The following is a 17,029-nucleotide window of genomic DNA, read 5'->3' on the forward strand; positions in this document are numbered from 1 at the left end:
CGCTCAGGCGATGATGTCGGGGATGATGCGGTCTTCCAATGCGCTCAGCCGGTCCTTCAGCGCCAGTTTCTTCTTCTTCATGCGCTGGACCTGCAGCGGATCGCAGCCTGTGGCGATCATCGCGTTGATCGCCGCGTCGAAATCGGCGTGTTCCTGCTTCAAGCGTGCAAACTCGAGACGAATCTCGGCCTGTTCCTGTTCCGACATGTCCACCGTTCTGCTGGCTCCGGCGCCCATGCGCGCCTGATGGGCGGGGTCCACCGACATTCCGTCGACGGCGGGCTCGCATTATCACATTTCAGCGCTCGGTGGAATGCTACCACGTGGTATTCGACAAGGCGAAACAATGGTGGCACACTGTCATTTGGCCGTCACGCAGGCGCCCGCGGTGGACGCTGTTGCGACGGTCGCTGGCAAGAATATGAAAGGGAGATCCATTCATGTCTCTGGCGTCCCATCTTGAAGAGCTTCACCGGAAACACAGCGATATCGAACGCGAAATCGACGATGCGCTGCTGCATCCATCGGTGGATGATCTTGAGATCGTTTGCCTCAAGCGACGCAAGCTGGCCATTAAGGACGAAATCGAAAAACTGAAGGCCCAACCGACAACACACTGAAGCGGTTTCCTATCGCGGCGCTGCGGCGCTGACCTGCTCCCCCGGCGGCATTCGCCGCCGGCCAGAGCGGTGTAACATCAGGCATCCGGCGGCTCCAAGTCGATCGGACGGTGGGATTCAAGCCTAAACTTTCCCGTATTCGCCGTTTCGCCGTTGCCAGCCCTGCAACCGTGGCCGTCTGCTTTGTCGCCGGATGGGCGGCGAAATTGTCGCTGTTCGGCGATTTGACCGGCTGGGGCTGGTGCTTGCCATTGACAAGGCCGCCCGGCTCCTCCACCTCATGCCCGGACCCATTTCAGATGAGGCGACCGGCATGACCGGGTATTTTTCCTCCCCATTTCCGCGCCGGCAGTCGGTGGGTGTCGATGTCGGCGGCGTGATCGTCGGCGGCAGCGCCCCGGTCGTCGTGCAGTCGATGACCAACACCGATACGGCCGATATCGACCAGACGGTGGCGCAAGTGGCCGCGTTGCACCGCGCCGGTTCGGAAATCGTGCGCATCACCGTCGATCGCGACGAAAGCGCCGCCGCCGTGCCGAAGATCCGCGAACGGCTGGAGCGGCTTGGCGTTCATGTGCCGCTGGTTGGCGACTTCCACTATATCGGCCACAAGCTGCTGACCGATCATCCGGCCTGCGCCGAGGCGCTGGCGAAATACCGCATCAATCCCGGCAATGTCGGTTTCAAGGACAAGAAGGACAAGCAGTTCGCCGAGATCGTCGAGATGGCGATCCGCCATGAGAAGCCAGTGCGCATCGGCGTCAACTGGGGTTCGCTCGACCAGGAACTGCTGACGCGGCTGATGGACGAGAACCAGAAAAAGGGCTCGCCGCTGACGGCCAACCAGGTGATGCGCGAGGCCATCGTGCAGTCGGCGATCCTGTCGGCTGAACTCGCCGAAGAGATCGGGCTCGGCCGCGACAAGATCATCCTGTCGGCCAAGGTCAGCGGCGTGCAGGATCTTGTCGCTGTCTACACCATGCTGGCGACCCGCTCCGACCACGCGCTGCATCTGGGGCTCACCGAAGCGGGTATGGGCTCCAAGGGCATCGTCGCGTCGTCGGCCGCCATGGGCATTCTCTTGCAGCAGGGCATCGGCGACACGATCCGCATTTCGCTGACGCCTGAGCCTGGCGGCGATCGCACCCGCGAGGTGCAGGTGGCGCAGGAATTGCTGCAGACCATGGGTTTCCGCCAGTTCGTGCCGATCGTGGCGGCTTGCCCGGGTTGCGGGCGCACCACCTCGACCGTCTTCCAGGAACTGGCCCAGTCGATCCAAGAGGATCTGCGAAAGAACATGCCGGTCTGGCGCGAGAAATATCCCGGCGTCGAAGAGTTGAAGGTCGCGGTGATGGGCTGCATCGTCAATGGACCGGGCGAATCCAAACATGCCGATATCGGCATCTCGCTGCCGGGCACGGGCGAAACGCCGTCGGCACCGGTTTTCATCGACGGGCGCAAGGCGGCAACCTTGCGTGGACCGAACATCGCCGCCGACTTCGAGAAGATGGTCGCCGACTACATCGAACAACGTTTCGGCGGGCACGGCCAGGCGGCGGCCGAATAGCGCCGATGTGGCGCCTTGCCGGGGCAGCATTTTCCGTCTCCCTAGCGCTGCTGGTCGCCCCGGTGGCAAGAGCCGATCCGCCATACACGCATTCGGCGCAGAAGCGCCTGATCGGGCGGGTCTGCGACCTGATCGAGGCGCATGCCGGTGAGCAGGGACTGCCCAAGGACTTCTTCGCGCGGCTGATCTGGAAGGAAAGCCGCTTCGATCCGAATGCGGTGAGCCCGGTCGGCGCCGAAGGGATAGCTCAGTTCACGCCGGGCACGGCCAAGATGCGCGGGCTCGCCAACTCCTTCGACATCGAGCAGGCGATTCCGGCTTCCGCGAAATATCTGGCGGAGCTGAAGTCCGGTTTCGGCAATCTGGGGCTTGCCGCGGCTGCCTATAATGCCGGCGAGAACCGGGTGTCGCGCTGGCTGGGGTCCGGCGGATTCCTGCCGATCGAGACGGAAGAGTATGTGCTCGATGTAATGGGAGAGCCGGTCGACAAGTTTTCCGACAAGGCCTATGCCGGCGTTGTGCTTCCGCTTGATGCCAAGCGCGATTTCGCCGTCGCCTGCCGCCGGTTGCCGGTAAGCAAGGCAGCGACGGTGCCGATGGCGGCAATCCATGTGAAGCCGTGGGGCGTGCAGGTGGCCGGCAATTTCCGTCGACAGGCGGCTGTGCGCCAGTGGCAGCGGGTGCAGGCGCGCTTTCCCGTTCTGCTCGCCAATGTCGAGCCGGTCGTGAGTCGGGTGCGCACGCCGATGGGGCGCCGGGGCGTATATGCGGTGCGTATCGGCGCCGACGATCGCCATGCCGCCAACACGATCTGCGACAAGCTGCACAGCGTCGGCGGTTCGTGCATCGTGCTGAGGAACAGGTGAGTCTTTCAGACTGATCCGTAACGGGCCAGCGGGGATGAGGTATCGGAGATGATCGCGCGGATCATTCTGCTCAATGGTGCCGGCAGTGCAGGCAAGAGTTCGATCGCCAAGGCGCTGCAGACACTCACCGAGGCACCGTTCCTGCATGTCCAGATGGACACCTTCCTCGACATGATGCCGGAGCCGTTGCAGACGCACCCGGATGGCATTTCTTACGAGGAGGGCGAGACCGACGATCAATCTTCCGTGGCGGTGAAGGTCGGCCCTGTCGGCGCCCGGCTTCTGCGTGGCATGCGGCATGCGATTGCGGCAATGGCGGGCCAAGGAAACAACCTCATCGTCGACGACGTGCTATGCGACAGCGAGATACTCGACTATCAGGAGCTGTTGTCGGCCTTCGACCTGCATGTGGTTGGCGTTTCTGCGCCGCTCCACGTGCTTGAGCAGCGCGAGGCGGCGCGTGGTGACCGCCTCATCGGATTGGCGCGATGGCAGTTCGATCGGGTCCACCGTGGTATCGACTACGATTTGGTGGTCGATAGCAACGTCCTGTCACCATTCGAGTGCGCGCGGCGCATCAAGGACAAATTCGGATTGTGAGCTGCGAATGACTGTCGATCTTCTCTATCACGACCCGGCCCTTGTCGATTTTTATGACCTCATGAACACCGGCGATGCCGAACTGAGGCGTTGCATGGCGCTGGCCGGCGAGGCACGGTCGGTGCTCGATCTCGGCTGCGGCACCGGGCAACTGGCGGTGGCGCTTGCCGACGGGCGCGCTGTTGTGGGTGTCGATCCGGCCGCCGCAATGCTGGATGTCGCGCGCCGTCGCCCCGGCGGCGACAAGGTGCATTGGGTCGAGGCCGATGCGCGCACCGTTCGCCTCGGGCGCACCTTCGATCTCATCGTTCTGACTGGGCACGCATTCCAGGTCTTTCTGACCCAGGAAGATCGGTTGGCAGTCCTGCGGACGATCGCCGCGCACCTTGCGCCCGGCGGGCATTTTCTGTTCGACACGCGCAATCCGAAGATCGAGGAATGGCGTGAATGGACGCCAGAGCGGTCGCAGGAGACGGTGCAGCATCCGCGCTTCGGCACGGTGAAGAGTTGGAATGACGTGCGCATGGATGCGGTCGATGTCGCGACCTACTGGACCTATTACGAGATCGCCGCGACAGGCCAGCTGCTGACGGCGAAATCGAAGATCGCATTTCCGTCCCAGGAAGAGGTCGCCTCGGCCATCGAGACGGCCGGGCTTGCGGTCGAAACCTGGTTTGGCGACTGGCAGGGTGGCGCCTGTACGCCGACAGCGCGCGAGATCATCCCGTTCGGCCGACTGCGCTGAGACACTACCTCAGCGTAGCGGTCGATTTGACGATCAGGCGGTCTTGGCCACCGTTTCGCTCAGCCATGTGCCGATCTTGGCGCCGAGCCTGTCGGGCGAGATCGGTTTGGCGAGATAATCGTCCATGCCCGCCTCGATGCATTTGTCGCGGTCGCCCTTCAGCGCATGCGCTGTCACGCCGATGATCGGTGTGCGGGTGCAGTTGACGGCCTCGGTCGCGCGGATGGCGCGGGTTGCCTCGTAGCCGTTCATCTCGGGCATCGAGACATCCATGAGGATCAGCCTCGGGTTCAGCGTCTTGTACATCTCGACGGCCGTGCGGCCATTGGCGGCGATGCGATAGCTCAGGCCCAGCCCGTTCAGAATCTGGCCGAAGACGAGCTGGTTCACCTCGTTGTCCTCGGCGATCAGGATGTCGACGGGGCGGGCAGGATTCGCAATCGTCTCGGGCTTGGGCAACGAAGGCGGTGTGCCGCGAATGACGGTGAAGGCCGGCTGCGTTGGAGCCAGCACGGCGGGCGTGGCTTCGCGCACGAAATGCGCCTTGCCGGCCTGGCTGCGGGCCTTCTGGATGACCGCGATGACCGTGCCCAACAATACCGCCGAACGCGAGGGTTTGGTGAGGTGGGCAGCGATGCCGAAATCCAGGATCAACTTGGCGAAGTCGACCTGGTCGACCGAGGTGAGCAGGATGACCGGGATGGACGACAGGCGGCTGTCGGCAGAGATCGCCTTGGCGACATCGGCGCCGTTCATGCCGGGCATCTGGTAGTCGAGAATGACGCAATCCACCGACGCGCCGAGCTGATTGGCGCGATCGAGGAAGGCCAGGCCGACGGCGCCGCTTTCGGCGGCCGCGCAGTCGAAACTCCAGCTGCGCAGCTGCTCCAGCAGGATCTCGCGATTGACCGGATTGTCGTCGATGACCAGCACGCGGGCGCCGGTGACGTCCACCGGCACGATCTCGTTGTCGCCGCTTCCCTCGTGCACGGGCAACGGCACCGAGAACCAGAACACGGAGCCGCGTCCGATCTCGCTTTCGACGCCGATCTGGCCGTCCATCAGGTCGACCAGCCTGGCCGCGATGGCAAGGCCAAGGCCGGTGCCTTCGTGGCGGCGCGTCGATGAGGAATCCACCTGCGCGAATTTCTCGAACACGTTCTGCAGCTTGTCGGCCGGGATGCCGATGCCGGTATCCTCGACGCGTACCTTGAGCTGGGCGATGCCGTCGGCGGCGTCACCCGATACGTCGATCAGCACATGGCCCTTCTCGGTGAATTTCACGGCATTGCCGAGCAGGTTGGTGATGATCTGCCGGAAGCGGCCGACATCGCCGACGACATGGTGTGGCAGGCGCGGGTCGACACGCACGATCAATTCCAGGTTCTTTTCGGCGACGCGGGCCGAAACCAGCGTGGCGACGTCCTCGACCGCCTCGGCAAGAGGAAACGGTGCAGGGTCGAGCGTCAGCTGGCCGGCATTGATCTTCGAGAAATCGAGGATGTCGTTGATGATGGTGAGCAGCGCGTTGCCCGACTTGACGATGACGTCGGTGAAGGTCTTCTGACGCGGATTGAGCTCGGTCTTGGCAAGCAATTCGGCCATACCGAGCACGCCGTTCATCGGCGTGCGGATTTCATGGCTCATATTGGCGAGGAATTCCGACTTGGCGCGGTCGGCTGCCTCGGCCTTGAACAGCGACTCGGCGGTTTCGGCAAAGGCGCGGCGGATAGCCTTTTCCATCGGGCGGAAGATCCAGACGCCGACGGCGATCATGGCGGCGCAGAGCAACAGGCTCGTCCACAAAAGCAGGTTTTCGCTGCGCGTTTCGGCCATGCGGCGCTCGACATCCATGGCCGAGCGGGCGCGCGCCAGCATGGGCTGGGCGAACAGATCGTTCTGGTTGCGGATCTCGCGGTAATTCCAGTCCTCGGCCCGGGTGGCGCCGATCATCAGATCGAAGTTGCGCAGGATGTCGCGCGCCGACCACAGGAGGTAGCCGTTGACGGAGGCGGCATTCAGTTCGTCCTGCGTCTGCTTGGTCAGCTTCGGCGTGATGGCGGTGAGTTCGGCGCTGAGCGCTTGCATGCCGGTGTTGAGGCGCTGCGCGTGATCCTTGGCCGAACCGGCGAGTGCATCGCGGGTGTTCGGGTTCCAAGTGCTGACAGCGGTTTCGGCGAAACCGGTGGCATTGTTCAGATCGCGGGCGAAGGCGACGATGTGGCTGCTCAAAAGGTCGATCTCGGACCGGTAGGAACCGGCGCGATTGAGCACGATGATGGTGCCGGTGACGGCCAGCGCCAGTATCAGCAAACCGGAAAGATAACGGGTCCGGATGGACCGGATGAAAGAAGAATACTCAGGCATGCGTAACCCCACCCATACGCGCCGTTTAACGGCCGGGATTACGCTCTATTACCATTAACATTTCGTTCCGGGCTGGAAGGCGGCTCAGTTGCTACGGATCGCCACGAAATGCGCGGCCGCTTTCAGCAATGCTGCCTGTTCGCCATAGGGCTCGAGCAGTGCATGGGCCTGTTCCACGAGCCCGCTCAACTGTCGTCGCGCCCAGGCCTCGCCATGCAAGGCGACCAGCGTTGCCTTGCCGGCGGCGGCATCCTTCCCGGTTGCCTTGCCCATGGTACCGGCATCGGCGGTCAGGTCGAGGAGGTCGTCGGCAAGCTGGAAGGCGAGGCCTATGGCAGAGCCGAACTCGGCAAGCCTCTCGCGGTCGCTTGCGGAAGCTCCGGTCAGCACCGCACCCGCCTCGCAGGCAAAGCGGATCAACGCACCGGTCTTCATGGCCTGCAGCCGAATGATGCCGGCCTCGTCGGGGGCAGACGTCTCTGCTTCGATATCCAGCATCTGGCCGCCGACCATGCCGCCGCTGCCGGCGGCGCGGGCGAGCGCCAGTACCAATGACGCGCGACGATCGGCTGGCAGGCCTAACGCCTCGTCGGCTAGCGTGTCGAAGGCCAATGTCAACAGGCCGTCGCCGGCGAGAATGGCGGTCGCCTCGTCGAAGGCCTTGTGCACGGTGGGCTGGCCGCGGCGCAGATCGTCGTCATCCATGGCCGGCAGGTCGTCATGGATCAGCGAATAGCAATGCACGCATTCGAGCGCGGCGGCGACGGTCAGTGCCGGCGCTTCGTCATGGTCGGGTGCCAGCAGGGCAGCACTTTCCAGGACCAGAAAAGGGCGCAGGCGCTTGCCGCCATTCAGCACACCGTGGCGCATGGCGGCCAACAGACGCCGTGGCCGCGCAATCTCGCCCGACAAAGGGCGGTCGTCGAGCAATGCGCGCAGCCGCGCTTCAACCTGGTCGGCGCGCGCCATAAGCGCCGCCTCGAAAGGGATAAGGTTCCGCGCTGCCATGGCGGCGAGCGGTAGCCGACACTCAGACATTGCGCAAGAAGCCAAGCGCCTTTATGCCGAAGCAGCAGTGACAGGATTGGGCGGGTGGCAGAGCCGATCACCGATCACGATACCGAAGGGTTGGACATGGCGTCGCGACCGAGGAGCAGACGCGGTGACTACCGGCGCCTGCTCTGGCGTGCGTTGCGTGTCGCGGTCGTGCTCGCGCTGATTCCGGCCGTGCTGACCTTTCTCTACATGCCCTCTTTCGTGCACCCCGTGTCGACGCTGATGCTGAAAGACCTTGCAACTTTCTCCGGCTACGACCGTCGCTGGGTTTCGATCGACGACGTGGCGCCGGTGCTGGCCAATTCCGTCATCATGTCTGAGGACGGCCAGTTCTGTTCCCATCATGGCGTCGATCTGGGTGAACTCAAGGGTGTCGTCGATGATGCCATGGCCGGCGAAATCACGCGCGGCGCTTCCACCATCACCATGCAGACGGTGAAGAACCTGTTCCTGTGGTCGCGGCCGCTGGGCAGCGTGCGCAAGGTGGTCGAGCTGCCGCTGGCTGTTTATTTCGACGCGCTGATGTCGAAGCGGCGCATCATGGAAATCTATCTCAACATCGCCGAATGGGGGCCTGGCATCTATGGTATCGAGGCGGCGGCGCGCTATCATTTCGGCGTCTCGGCCAAAAACCTGTCGCGGCGGCAGGCGGCGCTGCTGGCGGTGGCGTTGCCCAATCCGATCACGCGCGATCCTGGCAAGCCAGGGCCGGGACTTCGGCGATTGGCCGCGCTTATCGAACGCCGTGCGGCTCGAGCTGGCGCCTATGTCGGCTGTCTTGATTGAGCCGGTTCAAAAAAAGTAATCGCGACACTGGCCAAAAGGCCGGCAGCCGTGTATAGGCACGCAACTTTCTTCTAGAACTCGGCCGTAAGCGGCCCTTTCACCAGGGCGACGCGGGCCATTGACCGAATGAATGGAGCATATCCATGGCTGTGCCGAAACGAAAGACTTCCCCGTCCAAGCGCGGCATGCGCCGTGCAGCCGACGCGCTCAAGGCCCCGACCTATGTCGAGGACAAGAATTCCGGCGAAATGCGCCGCCCGCACCATGTTGACCTGAAGACCGGCATGTATCGTGGCCGCCAGGTTCTGGAGCCGAAGGAAAGCTGATCGCTTTCCCTACGGGTGAATCAAAAAAGACCGGCTATTGGCCGGTTTTTTTTGCGTTTAGGCGACTGCGAGGAAATCAGCCCGCGTCGGCGACGAGGCCTGCAGCCTCGATGCCCGCGATAGCGGCTGCCTCGTCATTGTCGGAGGTGTCGCCGGAAATGCCGACGGCACCGATCACGGTGCCCGAGCCGTCGCGGATCAGCACGCCGCCGACCACCGGCAAGATCCTGCCGCCGGACAGGTCGGAAACGCCCGCGGTCAGATGCGGCCGCTCCTTGGCGACGGCTTCGACACGGCGCCCGCCCATGCCGACGGCGAGCGCAGCATAGGCCTTGCCGGACGACATCTGCGGGCGCAGGAAGGAAGCGCCGTCCTGGCGCTGAAAGGCGACGAGATGGCCGCCCGTATCGAGCACCGAGACGCCCAGCGGCTTGAGGCCTAGCGCCGCTGCCTTGGCAAAGGCGCCCTCGATAATGCGATTGGCCTGGTCGAGCGGAAAGCTGGTCATGCGCGGGCTCCTGCGTTTCGGGGCGGTGGCTCGGCTCTGCCGGCGCCAATGCCCGATCTTCCGGCCCACATCCCTGGCGAGCAAGGTGCGTTCGGCTTGAAACAGCTTCGCGCCGCCATGCATCGTGGCGGTCGGTGTGTCGTGGCTAAGAAGCCTTGCGCAACTGCGCGTCCACCACCGCCTGATAGGCCGCCTGCAGCCGCGCCCGCACGGTGGCGTCCACCGGCTTCGGCGTGCCGATGCCGAGATGTTCGCAGCGCAACTCGTCCATGAAATCCTGCCACAGCGCCATGCCGCCTTCCTCCAGGATCTTGGCGCGGATGGACAGTTCCTCGCTGACCGGTAGCCAGACACGGCCCCAGGCGCCGAGTTGCGCCAGGATCGGTATCAGGGTGATCGACATCTCGGTCAGGCTGTAGATCGCCTTCTGCTTGTGCGTAGGGTCATCAGCCTTTGTCAGCATGCCGAGTTCGACGAGCCGTTTCAGCCGGTCCGCCAATATGTTGGAGGCGATGCCCTCGATCGAGCCGTTGAGCAGTTCGCGGAAATGGCGACGTCCGCCGAAGATGATGTCGCGCAGGATGATCAGGCTCCAGCGATCGCCGAAGACCTCCAACGACAGATTGATGGGACAACCCGACCGCAAATCCATAGCCATATCAGCCTCCAAAAAACCAGTTGCATTATGCTATCAGTGTCATTATGGTGCAACCAATTGCAAAACGCAATCAGTTTGACGGCCGTGGCGAAGTTTTGCCGCGGAATGATGCCGCGCGTCGCGAGGGCGGGCTCGTACAGACGAAATCGGCAGCGCGGCGGTTAACCGGAAGAACGATCTCCAAGGTGGGATCATATGGAGAAGGACGATGAACGAACGCGTTTTCCACGACACGATCCTGATCGAGCGGCTGTTTCCGGCAACTCCTGCCGATGTGTTCGCGGCACTTGCCGATGTCGAAGCGCGGCAACGCTGGGGAAAGCCATCAGACGACACCGCGCTGGTCTACGATCGGGCGGATTTTCGCGTCGGTGGGACCGATGTCGGCCATTGCGGACCGCAGGGAAATCTCATCTACCGGATCGAGACTTCCTACCACGACATTGTGCCGGACCGGAGGATCGTCTCGACAGAGGCGGTCCACGAGAATGCCAAGCCACTGTCGGTCGCGCTGCTCAGCGTGGTGCTTGAGCCCGCAGGTGGCGGCACGAAGCTGACCTTTACCGCCCAGATCACCGCCTTTGGCAGCGAAGCCATGATTGCCGGCAACAGAGCCGGCTTCACCGCCGCGTTCGGCCGGCTTGCCAGCGAATTTCAACATCTTTCAACGGGAGAAGAGCCATGAGCGATCGTTCCATCGAACATGCCACGTTCACCATCGAGCGCATCTATCCGGCCACGCCGTCGAAGATTTTCCATGCCCTGTCGGACAAGGCCGCGAAACGGCGCTGGTTCGCGGATGCCGATGGCGGGAATGCCGGCACATACGAGTTCGATTTTCGCATTGGCGGCCGCGAGGTGTTTTCCGGCGGCCAGCCCGGCGGGCCGGTCTATACGTTCGATGCCGTCTATCGTGACATCGTGCCGGAAGAGCGCATCGTCTACGCCTACGACATGTTCATGGACGGCAAGCGCATCTCGGTGTCACTGGCGACGATCGAACTCGCACCGCATGGCGAAGGCACGCGGCTGGTCTTTACCGAACAGGCCAGCTTTCTCGACGGGCTCGACAAGCCGGAGTACCGGGAGGAAGGGACAGCCGACCTGCTGGACCTGCTTGGTAAGGCGGCCGGCAATCTCTGAAGGATATGATCGCAGGCAATTGCGATTGGCGCGGGCCCGGCCGGCGGGGCATGCGCCTGCAAATATCGATCCAGGTCAGTCTTCCCAGAACTGGTCGAGCCAGAGGTTGAGTTTGAAGAAACCGCCGTTGGCGACAGCATAGACCCGGCGCGTGCCTTCTGGCTTGGCGCTGACCAATCCCGCCTCGAGCAGAACCTTCAGATGCTGGGAAACCGCGGGCCTCGAAACGGGCAAGCCGGAGGCCAATTCGTTCACCGTTTTGGGCCCCCGCCTTAATTCCTCCAGAAGATAACGCCGGTTTGGATCAGCAATGGCGACGAAAGCATCGGAAAGCATCATGCCTCATTTGTGAGGCAAGTTGCATTAAATCTCAACAGGGAACGTTTAAGTTGTTTCGGCTTTTGTGCGGGGGTCGAGGCGAACGGCTTCGGGCGTGACGGCACGGTCCGCCGGCTGGGTCTTGAAGGCCTCGCGCGCTTCGATCGGAACCGGGGCGCGGCGGCTGATGCGCAAGGCGGTGTAACCGGCCAGAGCGAGATGCGCGAAGGCTGTCGCCAGGAATAGGCCCTCGGGTCTCAGCCATCCCATCAGGGCTGCGGCAAGCATCGGCCCGATCATCGTGCCGAAGCCGTAGAGCATGAGCAGGCCGCCCGAAACCTTGACGAATTCCTCCGGCGCAGCGTGATCGTTGGCATGGGCCACCGCGATTGAATAAAGCGTATAGGCAAAAGCGCCATAGGCGGCGGTGAAGGCGATGACCAGTGTGCTGTTCCGGAACTGGAACAGGAACATGACGACTGCGCAGAGTGCCGCGCCGACGGCGGCGGCTACCAGCACGTAGCGGCGGTCGGTGCGGTCGGAAACGCGTCCGGCTGGAATTTGCATGGCGGCACCCGCCACCACAACCAGGCTCATCATCAGGGCGATCTGCGCGGTCGAGATGCCGATGCGTGCGCCATAGACCGCGCCCAGCGTGCCCCAGGCGCCATTGGCGATGCCAATGAGCAGGCAGGCCACCGCCGAAACCGGCGAGTTGGCGTAGAGCGCTTTCAAATCAAGCTTCACATCCTGCAAAGGCTTGGGATGCGCGGCGCTGGAGACAGCGGTCGGTAGCAGCGACAGGCAGAAGAAGATGCCGGTGATCATGAACAGCGAAGCCGATTTGACGTCGCCGCCGGCAACGATCATCTGGCCTCCCATGATCGAAGCATATGTGACCATCATATAGAGGCCGAAGACGGTGCCACGGTTTTCGTTGGTGGCCTTTTCATTGAGCCAACTTTCGATGACCATGAAGGCGCCTGCCATGGTGAAGCCGGTGAAGGCACGCAGCGCGATCCAGACATATTCGTCGATCAACAATCCGGTCAAAAGGGCGATGATGGCACCGCTGGCGGCGAAGGCGCCAAAGGCTCGGACATGGCCGGCGCGGCGCACCAGGCGCGGTGCGAAATAACAGCCGGCGACGAAACCGCTCGCCCAGGCGGTGCCCATCAGGCCGAGGGCCGCAGTCGAAAACCCCTCAGCCTGACCGCGCAGCGGCAAGAGCAGGCCGTGCAGGCCGGACGCAGCAAGCAGGAAAGCGGTGCCGCGAAGCAAAGAGAGGATCGGACGGTAGGCTGCGAACATCGAAACAGTCCATTGCTCGAATCAGTGTGGGCGACGGGCAGTGGGGACTATGTTTTCAGGCTTTTCAGCGGCGTTGTACCGCCGTTGCGACGATCAGCGGCGAAACAGCGCCTCGGCCGCTGATTTGCTGGTGCCTTTGTTGGTCAATTCCGCTTCCAGCCGGACGATTTCGTCCCGCAGAAGCCCGATGCGCTCGGTCAACTCTCCGACCGACAGCAACGCCAGATCCTGCCCGATGGCGTGCACCGGTGCCTTTTTGGTGGGTTCGTCGTCGAAGATTGCCATCGTCGCTCCTCCCTTTTGCTGTTTGCCTCGTCGGGCAATCCGCATAGATAGGGGAAGCATACATGGGGCAGGGGGCAAAATCATCCCGCCGTGCGCGCGGAGGAAAATGGCAAGGATCATGGTGAACGGACAGAAAATCCCGGAAAAAATGATGGCGGTGGCGATCTCCACCCCCGGCGGACCGTTGGTGCTCAAGCCGGAAAAGCGCGATGTGCCGACGCCAGGCGAGGGCGAAATTCTGATCCGCGTCCATGCTGCGGGCGTCAACCGGCCGGATGTGTTGCAGCGCAAGGGTGCCTATCCGCCGCCGCCGGGCGCCTCCGATCTGCCTGGCCTCGAAGTGGCCGGCGAAGTGGCAGCACTTGGCGCGGGTGCATCGCGCTGGCGCGTCGGCGACCAGGTCTGCGCGCTCACGCCGGGCGGCGGTTATGCCGAATATGCCAAGGTGCATGCGTCCAACGCGCTGCCTTTGCCGGCCGGGTTCACCTACACCGAGGCGGCTGCCGTGCCGGAGACCTATTTCACCGTGTGGCACAATGTCTTCGAGCGCGGCGCGCTGAAGACCGGAGAGACACTGCTTGTGCATGGCGGCTCGTCAGGCATCGGCACCACCGCGATCCAGCTTGCCTCGGCGATGGGCGCCTATGTGATTGCCACCGCCGGCAGCACCGAGAAATGCGAAGCCTGCCTGAAGCTCGGCGCCGACCGCGCCGTCAACTACCGCGAGGAGGATTTCGTCAAGGCGGTGAAGGAGGCGACGGATGGCAAGGGCGCCGACGTCATCCTCGACATGGTCGGTGGCGACTATGTCGGCCGCAACTATGACGCGGCGGCGATCGAGGGACGCATCGTGCAGATCGCGACGCAGCATGGCGCCGTTGCCCAGGCTGATTTCTCAAAGCTGATGGTCAAGCGGTTGGTCCATACGGGCTCGACGCTGCGGCCCCGTACGGTCGAATTCAAGGGCGCCGTCGCCGCGGCGCTGGAAACGCAAGTCTGGCCGCTGCTTGCTACCCGGCGGGTGGCGCCGGTGATGGACATGATCTTTCCGCTCAGGGAAGCCTGGCGCGCCCATGAGCGGATGGAAGAAGGCGACAACATCGGCAAGATCGTGCTCGACGTCGGCTGAGGCCGCTCAGGCTTCTCGACATCTGCGAAAGGACCGGCCGTCGAAGGCCGGTCCGGCAAAATGGTTTTCAACTTGCCTCAAGCAGGTTGCGGATGCCTCGGCGTGACGCTGTAGGCGCAACGACGGGCGCCGGCCAGAATATGATCCCGCCGCTCGACCAAAACGTCTTGGCCGAGGATTTCCTGGAAAATAGCCAGCTCAGACCGGCAGAAATTCTGGCAGGTGGTGGCGGCGACGCAGATCGGACAATGGTTTTCGATCAGCATGAAAGCGCCGTTTTCTTCGCGCCATTCGGCCATATAGCCTTCGCGCGAGCGGATATCGGCGAGTTTCGACACGCGGTCCTTGATGTCGGCGATGCCGTCCATCTCGCGCTTGTAGTTTGCCAGCGTTTCGCTCTCGCGCGCATCGATCAACTTGTCCAGGCCGGCCAGCCCGAACGTTGTCCGTACCGCGCGCAGCAACTGCACCGTCAGTTCGGCATGCGCGTCAGGGAAGCGGGCATTGCCGGCCTCGGTGAGCTGCCACAACTGAACCGGACGGCCGACGCCGCGCACTTCCGAATGCGGCTCGGCGAGACCTTCGGCGGCGAGCTTGCCGAGTTGCTGGCGGGCGTTTTCGCCGGTCGTTCCCAACGCCCTGCCAAGATCGGCCGCGGTTTGTGGGCCGCGTGTCTTCAAAAGCGTCAGCAGCCGGTCCGCCACGGGACGCGGAAGATTACGCCATTTTTCCAAGTCGTCGCTTGACATATTAAGCAGGTGCTCGATATTTAACCAAGTCTTCTCTTTGAAAATAATCAAAGGCGAAGGCTGGCGCAAGCCCGCCTCGCCAGAGGAACTTCCCATGTCTCAACAGGAAACAGGCTGGGGTGCTTTGCTCTCCGGCACCAACGCGATCCGTTCGCTGGCTCTGGCCGGCGGCGTCGCGCTGCACGCCATCAATGTCTATGTCGCCACCACCATCCTGCCCTCGGTGGTCAAGGACATTGGCGGCATCGACTATTACGCTTGGAACACGACGATTTTCGTCGCCACCTCCATTCTCGGTTCGGCGCTTTCGGCAAGGCTGCTCGGGCTCGCCGGCCCTCGTGGCGCCTATCTCGTCGCGGCGCTGATCTTTGCACTGGGCACACTGATCTGCGGCTTTGCACCGTCCATGCCGGCCTTGCTCGCCGGCCGAGCCGTGCAGGGTTTCGGCGGTGGTTTCCTTTTTGCCTTGTCCTACGCCATGATCCGCATCGTCTTCCCCGAAACGTTGTGGCCGCGTGCCATGGGGCTGGTGTCGGGCATGTGGGGCGTGGCGACACTGATCGGACCGGCCATCGGCGGCATCTTCGCCGAATATGGCGTGTGGCGGGCGGCGTTCTGGTCGCTTGCGCCAGTAGCCGTTCTGTTCGCCGTGATGGCGGTTGCCATTCTGCCGGGGCGTAGTCCCGACAGGAACGAGCGCACGACGGTGCCTGTCCTGCAGCTTGTCTTGCTGATCGGTGCCGTGCTTGCGGTGTCGGCCGGCAGCGTTTCGCCCGATCCGATCCATAACCTGCTTGGTCTCGGCGCGGCCATCGTGCTCGTCGCGCTGCTGATCGGCGTCGAGAGCCGCGCCCGCAACAGGCTGTTGCCGCGCGGTGCGTTCCGGCCGTCAACGGCGCTGGGAGCTCTGTTTGCGACGATGGCGCTGCTCGGTGTCACCGTGACCGGGTCCGAAATCTTCGTCCCGCTGTTCCTGCAAGTGCTTTACCAGCAGACGCCGCTCATTGCCGGCTACCTCGCCGCCGTAATGTCGGCCGGCTGGACATTGGGATCGATCTCGAGTTCCGGCGCCCAGGGCAAGGGCATCGATCGCGCCATCTTTGCCGCTCCGCTGCTCAGCTTCGTGGGAATGGCGGCGCTTGCCGTGCTCTTCCCGCTCGGCAGTGGCCAGGATTGGCTGCTTCTGGCACCGATCTGTGTCGCCTTCGCCGCCATCGGCCTTGGTGTCGGCATCGCATGGCCGCATATCCTGACGCGCATCTTCAAGGCCGCGCCAGCCGACGAACAGGACATCACGTCGGCCTCCATCTCCACCGTGACACTGTTTGCCACGGCATTTGGCGCGGCACTGGCCGGCATGGTGGCCAATCTTGGCGGCCTGATCGACCCGGGCGGCGTGACCGGCACGGCGAGCGCTTCACGGTGGCTGTTCGGTCTGTTCGCCCTGGCTCCGCTGGTCTGTTTCCTCACCGTCCGGCAGGTGGCGCGTACATGCCCGGTGAAGAATAGCGGAGCGGCGATCGCCGTCGAGCCAGGAGCCGCCTGAACGGACAATCGTCGCGTTGGTAAACGGCCGGCCCGGAAACGGGCCGGCCGTTTACCTTTTGGTGATGTTGCAATGCAGCAAAGCATTGCTGCCATGCAAAAGCGTCTGTTCAACAAATGGGCAGGAATGCCTATTTGAACGCCATACGAAGAGATTGTGAAAATTAGGAGGGACAGATGAATCTGATCCGCAGCTACAAGAATTGGCGCCGTTACAACCAGACCGTTCGCGAACTGAGCCGTCTCAACAACCGCGAGCTGGACGATCTCGGCATCAGCCGCGCTGACATCGAGCGTGTCGCTCGCGCGGCCGTCTAAGCAGAGCCGACGTTTGGCGCGACTTCAATCGCGTCGCCGGTTCCGAACCCGCTGGACCCAGTCCGGCGGGTTTTGTCTTTTCCGGGCTGGATATTTCTCACCGGCTCCGGTTGTTCCGTTCAAAAAAATGGC

Annotated in this window: 21 protein-coding genes; 12 read left to right on the forward strand and 9 right to left on the reverse strand. The window is 63.1% G+C overall.

All coding sequences use genetic code 11. From position 1 onward, the window contains the following. Positions 1 to 3: 3 nt before the first annotated feature. On the reverse strand, positions 4 to 207 hold the full coding sequence (locus tag FZF13_RS12690; protein ID WP_024922779.1) for a YdcH family protein: 204 nt from the start codon (positions 205 to 207) through the stop codon (positions 4 to 6). Between the two features lie 233 nt (positions 208 to 440). On the opposite strand from FZF13_RS12690, the gene FZF13_RS12695 reads away from it, so the two are divergent. The 5 genes from FZF13_RS12695 to FZF13_RS12715 all read left to right on the forward strand — a co-directional run bounded on the left by FZF13_RS12695 (position 441) and on the right by FZF13_RS12715 (position 4,398). Next, a complete protein-coding gene (locus FZF13_RS12695) occupies positions 441 to 620 on the forward strand; it encodes a YdcH family protein (RefSeq protein ID WP_024922778.1) in 180 nt (59 codons plus the stop codon). A 313-nt stretch (positions 621 to 933) separates the two neighbouring features. Beyond that, entirely contained in the window at positions 934 to 2,187 is a 1,254-nt protein-coding gene (ispG, locus tag FZF13_RS12700; RefSeq protein ID WP_024922777.1) for a flavodoxin-dependent (E)-4-hydroxy-3-methylbut-2-enyl-diphosphate synthase, read from the forward strand. Between the two features lie 5 nt (positions 2,188 to 2,192). Then, positions 2,193 to 3,053 carry a lytic transglycosylase domain-containing protein gene (locus FZF13_RS12705; RefSeq protein WP_024922776.1) on the forward strand — a complete coding sequence of 287 codons (861 nt, stop codon included), beginning with the start codon at positions 2,193 to 2,195 and terminating at the stop codon, positions 3,051 to 3,053. A 48-nt stretch (positions 3,054 to 3,101) separates the two neighbouring features. Further along, positions 3,102 to 3,653: a chloramphenicol phosphotransferase CPT family protein gene (locus FZF13_RS12710; protein ID WP_024922775.1), complete on the forward strand. Its 552-nt coding sequence runs from the start codon at positions 3,102 to 3,104 to the stop codon at positions 3,651 to 3,653. A gap of 7 nt (positions 3,654 to 3,660) precedes the next feature. Beyond that, positions 3,661 to 4,398, forward strand: a complete 738-nt coding sequence (locus FZF13_RS12715; RefSeq protein WP_024922774.1) for a class I SAM-dependent methyltransferase — start codon at positions 3,661 to 3,663, stop codon at positions 4,396 to 4,398. Between the two features lie 33 nt (positions 4,399 to 4,431). On the opposite strand, the gene FZF13_RS12720 is transcribed toward FZF13_RS12715, so the two are convergent. Together FZF13_RS12720 and FZF13_RS12725 are read right to left on the reverse strand one after the other, a co-directional pair. Then, positions 4,432 to 6,765: a response regulator gene (locus FZF13_RS12720; RefSeq protein ID WP_024922773.1), complete on the reverse strand. Its 2,334-nt coding sequence runs from the start codon at positions 6,763 to 6,765 to the stop codon at positions 4,432 to 4,434. Between the two features lie 84 nt (positions 6,766 to 6,849). Continuing rightward, positions 6,850 to 7,773: a polyprenyl synthetase family protein gene (locus FZF13_RS12725; protein ID WP_024922772.1), complete on the reverse strand. Its 924-nt coding sequence runs from the start codon at positions 7,771 to 7,773 to the stop codon at positions 6,850 to 6,852. A gap of 75 nt (positions 7,774 to 7,848) precedes the next feature. Here FZF13_RS12725 and mtgA point away from each other — a divergent pair, with 75 nt between their 5' ends. Together mtgA and rpmF are read left to right on the forward strand one after the other, a co-directional pair. Next, positions 7,849 to 8,607 (forward strand): monofunctional biosynthetic peptidoglycan transglycosylase, encoded by a 759-nt coding sequence (gene mtgA, locus FZF13_RS12730; RefSeq protein ID WP_024922771.1) that lies wholly within the window; start codon positions 7,849 to 7,851, stop codon positions 8,605 to 8,607. Positions 8,608 to 8,750: 143 nt separating this feature from the next. Continuing rightward, on the forward strand, positions 8,751 to 8,933 hold the full coding sequence (rpmF, locus tag FZF13_RS12735) for a 50S ribosomal protein L32 (RefSeq protein WP_024922770.1): 183 nt from the start codon (positions 8,751 to 8,753) through the stop codon (positions 8,931 to 8,933). 76 nt (positions 8,934 to 9,009) lie between these two features. Here rpmF and FZF13_RS12740 read toward each other — a convergent pair whose 3' ends face one another. Continuing rightward, on the reverse strand, positions 9,010 to 9,441 hold the full coding sequence (locus tag FZF13_RS12740; RefSeq protein WP_024922769.1) for a GlcG/HbpS family heme-binding protein: 432 nt from the start codon (positions 9,439 to 9,441) through the stop codon (positions 9,010 to 9,012). 145 nt (positions 9,442 to 9,586) lie between these two features. Next, the gene (locus tag FZF13_RS12745) at positions 9,587 to 10,099 is read right to left on the reverse strand and encodes a winged helix-turn-helix transcriptional regulator (protein WP_024922768.1); all 513 of its coding nucleotides are present in this window, start codon (positions 10,097 to 10,099) and stop codon (positions 9,587 to 9,589) included. Between the two features lie 208 nt (positions 10,100 to 10,307). Here FZF13_RS12745 and FZF13_RS12750 point away from each other — a divergent pair, with 208 nt between their 5' ends. Both FZF13_RS12750 and FZF13_RS12755 read left to right on the forward strand, forming a co-directional pair. Then, positions 10,308 to 10,784 carry an SRPBCC domain-containing protein gene (locus tag FZF13_RS12750; protein ID WP_024922767.1) on the forward strand — a complete coding sequence of 159 codons (477 nt, stop codon included), beginning with the start codon at positions 10,308 to 10,310 and terminating at the stop codon, positions 10,782 to 10,784. Then, positions 10,781 to 11,242, forward strand: a complete 462-nt coding sequence (locus tag FZF13_RS12755) for an SRPBCC family protein (RefSeq protein ID WP_024922766.1) — start codon at positions 10,781 to 10,783, stop codon at positions 11,240 to 11,242. Before FZF13_RS12750 ends, FZF13_RS12755 begins: the two co-directional genes overlap by 4 nt. 75 nt (positions 11,243 to 11,317) lie before the next feature. On the opposite strand, the gene FZF13_RS12760 is transcribed toward FZF13_RS12755, so the two are convergent. The 3 genes from FZF13_RS12760 to FZF13_RS12770 all read right to left on the reverse strand — a co-directional run bounded on the left by FZF13_RS12760 (position 11,318) and on the right by FZF13_RS12770 (position 13,156). Further along, complete coding sequence (locus FZF13_RS12760) at positions 11,318 to 11,581, reverse strand: ArsR/SmtB family transcription factor (protein WP_024922765.1); 264 nt, start codon at positions 11,579 to 11,581, stop codon at positions 11,318 to 11,320. A 45-nt stretch (positions 11,582 to 11,626) separates the two neighbouring features. Further along, positions 11,627 to 12,871, reverse strand: a complete 1,245-nt coding sequence (locus FZF13_RS12765) for an MFS transporter (RefSeq protein ID WP_024922764.1) — start codon at positions 12,869 to 12,871, stop codon at positions 11,627 to 11,629. A gap of 93 nt (positions 12,872 to 12,964) precedes the next feature. After that, complete coding sequence (locus tag FZF13_RS12770) at positions 12,965 to 13,156, reverse strand: DUF1192 domain-containing protein (RefSeq protein ID WP_024922763.1); 192 nt, start codon at positions 13,154 to 13,156, stop codon at positions 12,965 to 12,967. Positions 13,157 to 13,274: 118 nt separating this feature from the next. Here FZF13_RS12770 and FZF13_RS12775 point away from each other — a divergent pair, with 118 nt between their 5' ends. Continuing rightward, the gene (locus FZF13_RS12775) at positions 13,275 to 14,285 is read left to right on the forward strand and encodes an NAD(P)H-quinone oxidoreductase (RefSeq protein WP_024922762.1); all 1,011 of its coding nucleotides are present in this window, start codon (positions 13,275 to 13,277) and stop codon (positions 14,283 to 14,285) included. Between the two features lie 77 nt (positions 14,286 to 14,362). Here FZF13_RS12775 and FZF13_RS12780 read toward each other — a convergent pair whose 3' ends face one another. Next, complete coding sequence (locus FZF13_RS12780) at positions 14,363 to 15,034, reverse strand: helix-turn-helix transcriptional regulator (RefSeq protein WP_024922761.1); 672 nt, start codon at positions 15,032 to 15,034, stop codon at positions 14,363 to 14,365. Between the two features lie 94 nt (positions 15,035 to 15,128). Here FZF13_RS12780 and FZF13_RS12785 point away from each other — a divergent pair, with 94 nt between their 5' ends. Both FZF13_RS12785 and FZF13_RS12790 read left to right on the forward strand, forming a co-directional pair. Next, positions 15,129 to 16,580 (forward strand): MFS transporter, encoded by a 1,452-nt coding sequence (locus FZF13_RS12785; RefSeq protein WP_024922760.1) that lies wholly within the window; start codon positions 15,129 to 15,131, stop codon positions 16,578 to 16,580. Positions 16,581 to 16,756: 176 nt separating this feature from the next. Further along, a complete protein-coding gene (locus tag FZF13_RS12790) occupies positions 16,757 to 16,897 on the forward strand; it encodes a DUF1127 domain-containing protein (protein WP_065998133.1) in 141 nt (46 codons plus the stop codon). The last annotated feature ends 132 nt before the right edge of the window (positions 16,898 to 17,029 follow it).

Source organism: Mesorhizobium terrae, assembly GCF_008727715.1.
GTDB lineage: Bacteria > Pseudomonadota > Alphaproteobacteria > Rhizobiales > Rhizobiaceae > Mesorhizobium > Mesorhizobium terrae.

Coding starts and splice junctions, on each gene's coding strand:
- FZF13_RS12690 (WP_024922779.1), bottom strand. CDS start 207: ATGTCGGAACAGGAACAGGCCGAGATTCGTCTCGAGTTTGCACGCTTG.
- FZF13_RS12695 (WP_024922778.1), top strand. CDS start 441: ATGTCTCTGGCGTCCCATCTTGAAGAGCTTCACCGGAAACACAGCGAT.
- ispG (WP_024922777.1), top strand. CDS start 934: ATGACCGGGTATTTTTCCTCCCCATTTCCGCGCCGGCAGTCGGTGGGT.
- FZF13_RS12705 (WP_024922776.1), top strand. CDS start 2,193: ATGTGGCGCCTTGCCGGGGCAGCATTTTCCGTCTCCCTAGCGCTGCTG.
- FZF13_RS12710 (WP_024922775.1), top strand. CDS start 3,102: ATGATCGCGCGGATCATTCTGCTCAATGGTGCCGGCAGTGCAGGCAAG.
- FZF13_RS12715 (WP_024922774.1), top strand. CDS start 3,661: ATGACTGTCGATCTTCTCTATCACGACCCGGCCCTTGTCGATTTTTAT.
- FZF13_RS12720 (WP_024922773.1), bottom strand. CDS start 6,765: ATGCCTGAGTATTCTTCTTTCATCCGGTCCATCCGGACCCGTTATCTT.
- FZF13_RS12725 (WP_024922772.1), bottom strand. CDS start 7,773: ATGGCAGCGCGGAACCTTATCCCTTTCGAGGCGGCGCTTATGGCGCGC.
- rpmF (WP_024922770.1), top strand. CDS start 8,751: ATGGCTGTGCCGAAACGAAAGACTTCCCCGTCCAAGCGCGGCATGCGC.
- FZF13_RS12740 (WP_024922769.1), bottom strand. CDS start 9,441: ATGACCAGCTTTCCGCTCGACCAGGCCAATCGCATTATCGAGGGCGCC.
- FZF13_RS12745 (WP_024922768.1), bottom strand. CDS start 10,099: ATGGCTATGGATTTGCGGTCGGGTTGTCCCATCAATCTGTCGTTGGAG.
- FZF13_RS12750 (WP_024922767.1), top strand. CDS start 10,308: ATGAACGAACGCGTTTTCCACGACACGATCCTGATCGAGCGGCTGTTT.
- FZF13_RS12755 (WP_024922766.1), top strand. CDS start 10,781: ATGAGCGATCGTTCCATCGAACATGCCACGTTCACCATCGAGCGCATC.
- FZF13_RS12760 (WP_024922765.1), bottom strand. CDS start 11,581: ATGATGCTTTCCGATGCTTTCGTCGCCATTGCTGATCCAAACCGGCGT.
- FZF13_RS12765 (WP_024922764.1), bottom strand. CDS start 12,871: ATGTTCGCAGCCTACCGTCCGATCCTCTCTTTGCTTCGCGGCACCGCT.
- FZF13_RS12770 (WP_024922763.1), bottom strand. CDS start 13,156: ATGGCAATCTTCGACGACGAACCCACCAAAAAGGCACCGGTGCACGCC.
- FZF13_RS12775 (WP_024922762.1), top strand. CDS start 13,275: ATGGTGAACGGACAGAAAATCCCGGAAAAAATGATGGCGGTGGCGATC.
- FZF13_RS12780 (WP_024922761.1), bottom strand. CDS start 15,034: ATGTCAAGCGACGACTTGGAAAAATGGCGTAATCTTCCGCGTCCCGTG.
- FZF13_RS12785 (WP_024922760.1), top strand. CDS start 15,129: ATGTCTCAACAGGAAACAGGCTGGGGTGCTTTGCTCTCCGGCACCAAC.
- FZF13_RS12790 (WP_065998133.1), top strand. CDS start 16,757: ATGAATCTGATCCGCAGCTACAAGAATTGGCGCCGTTACAACCAGACC.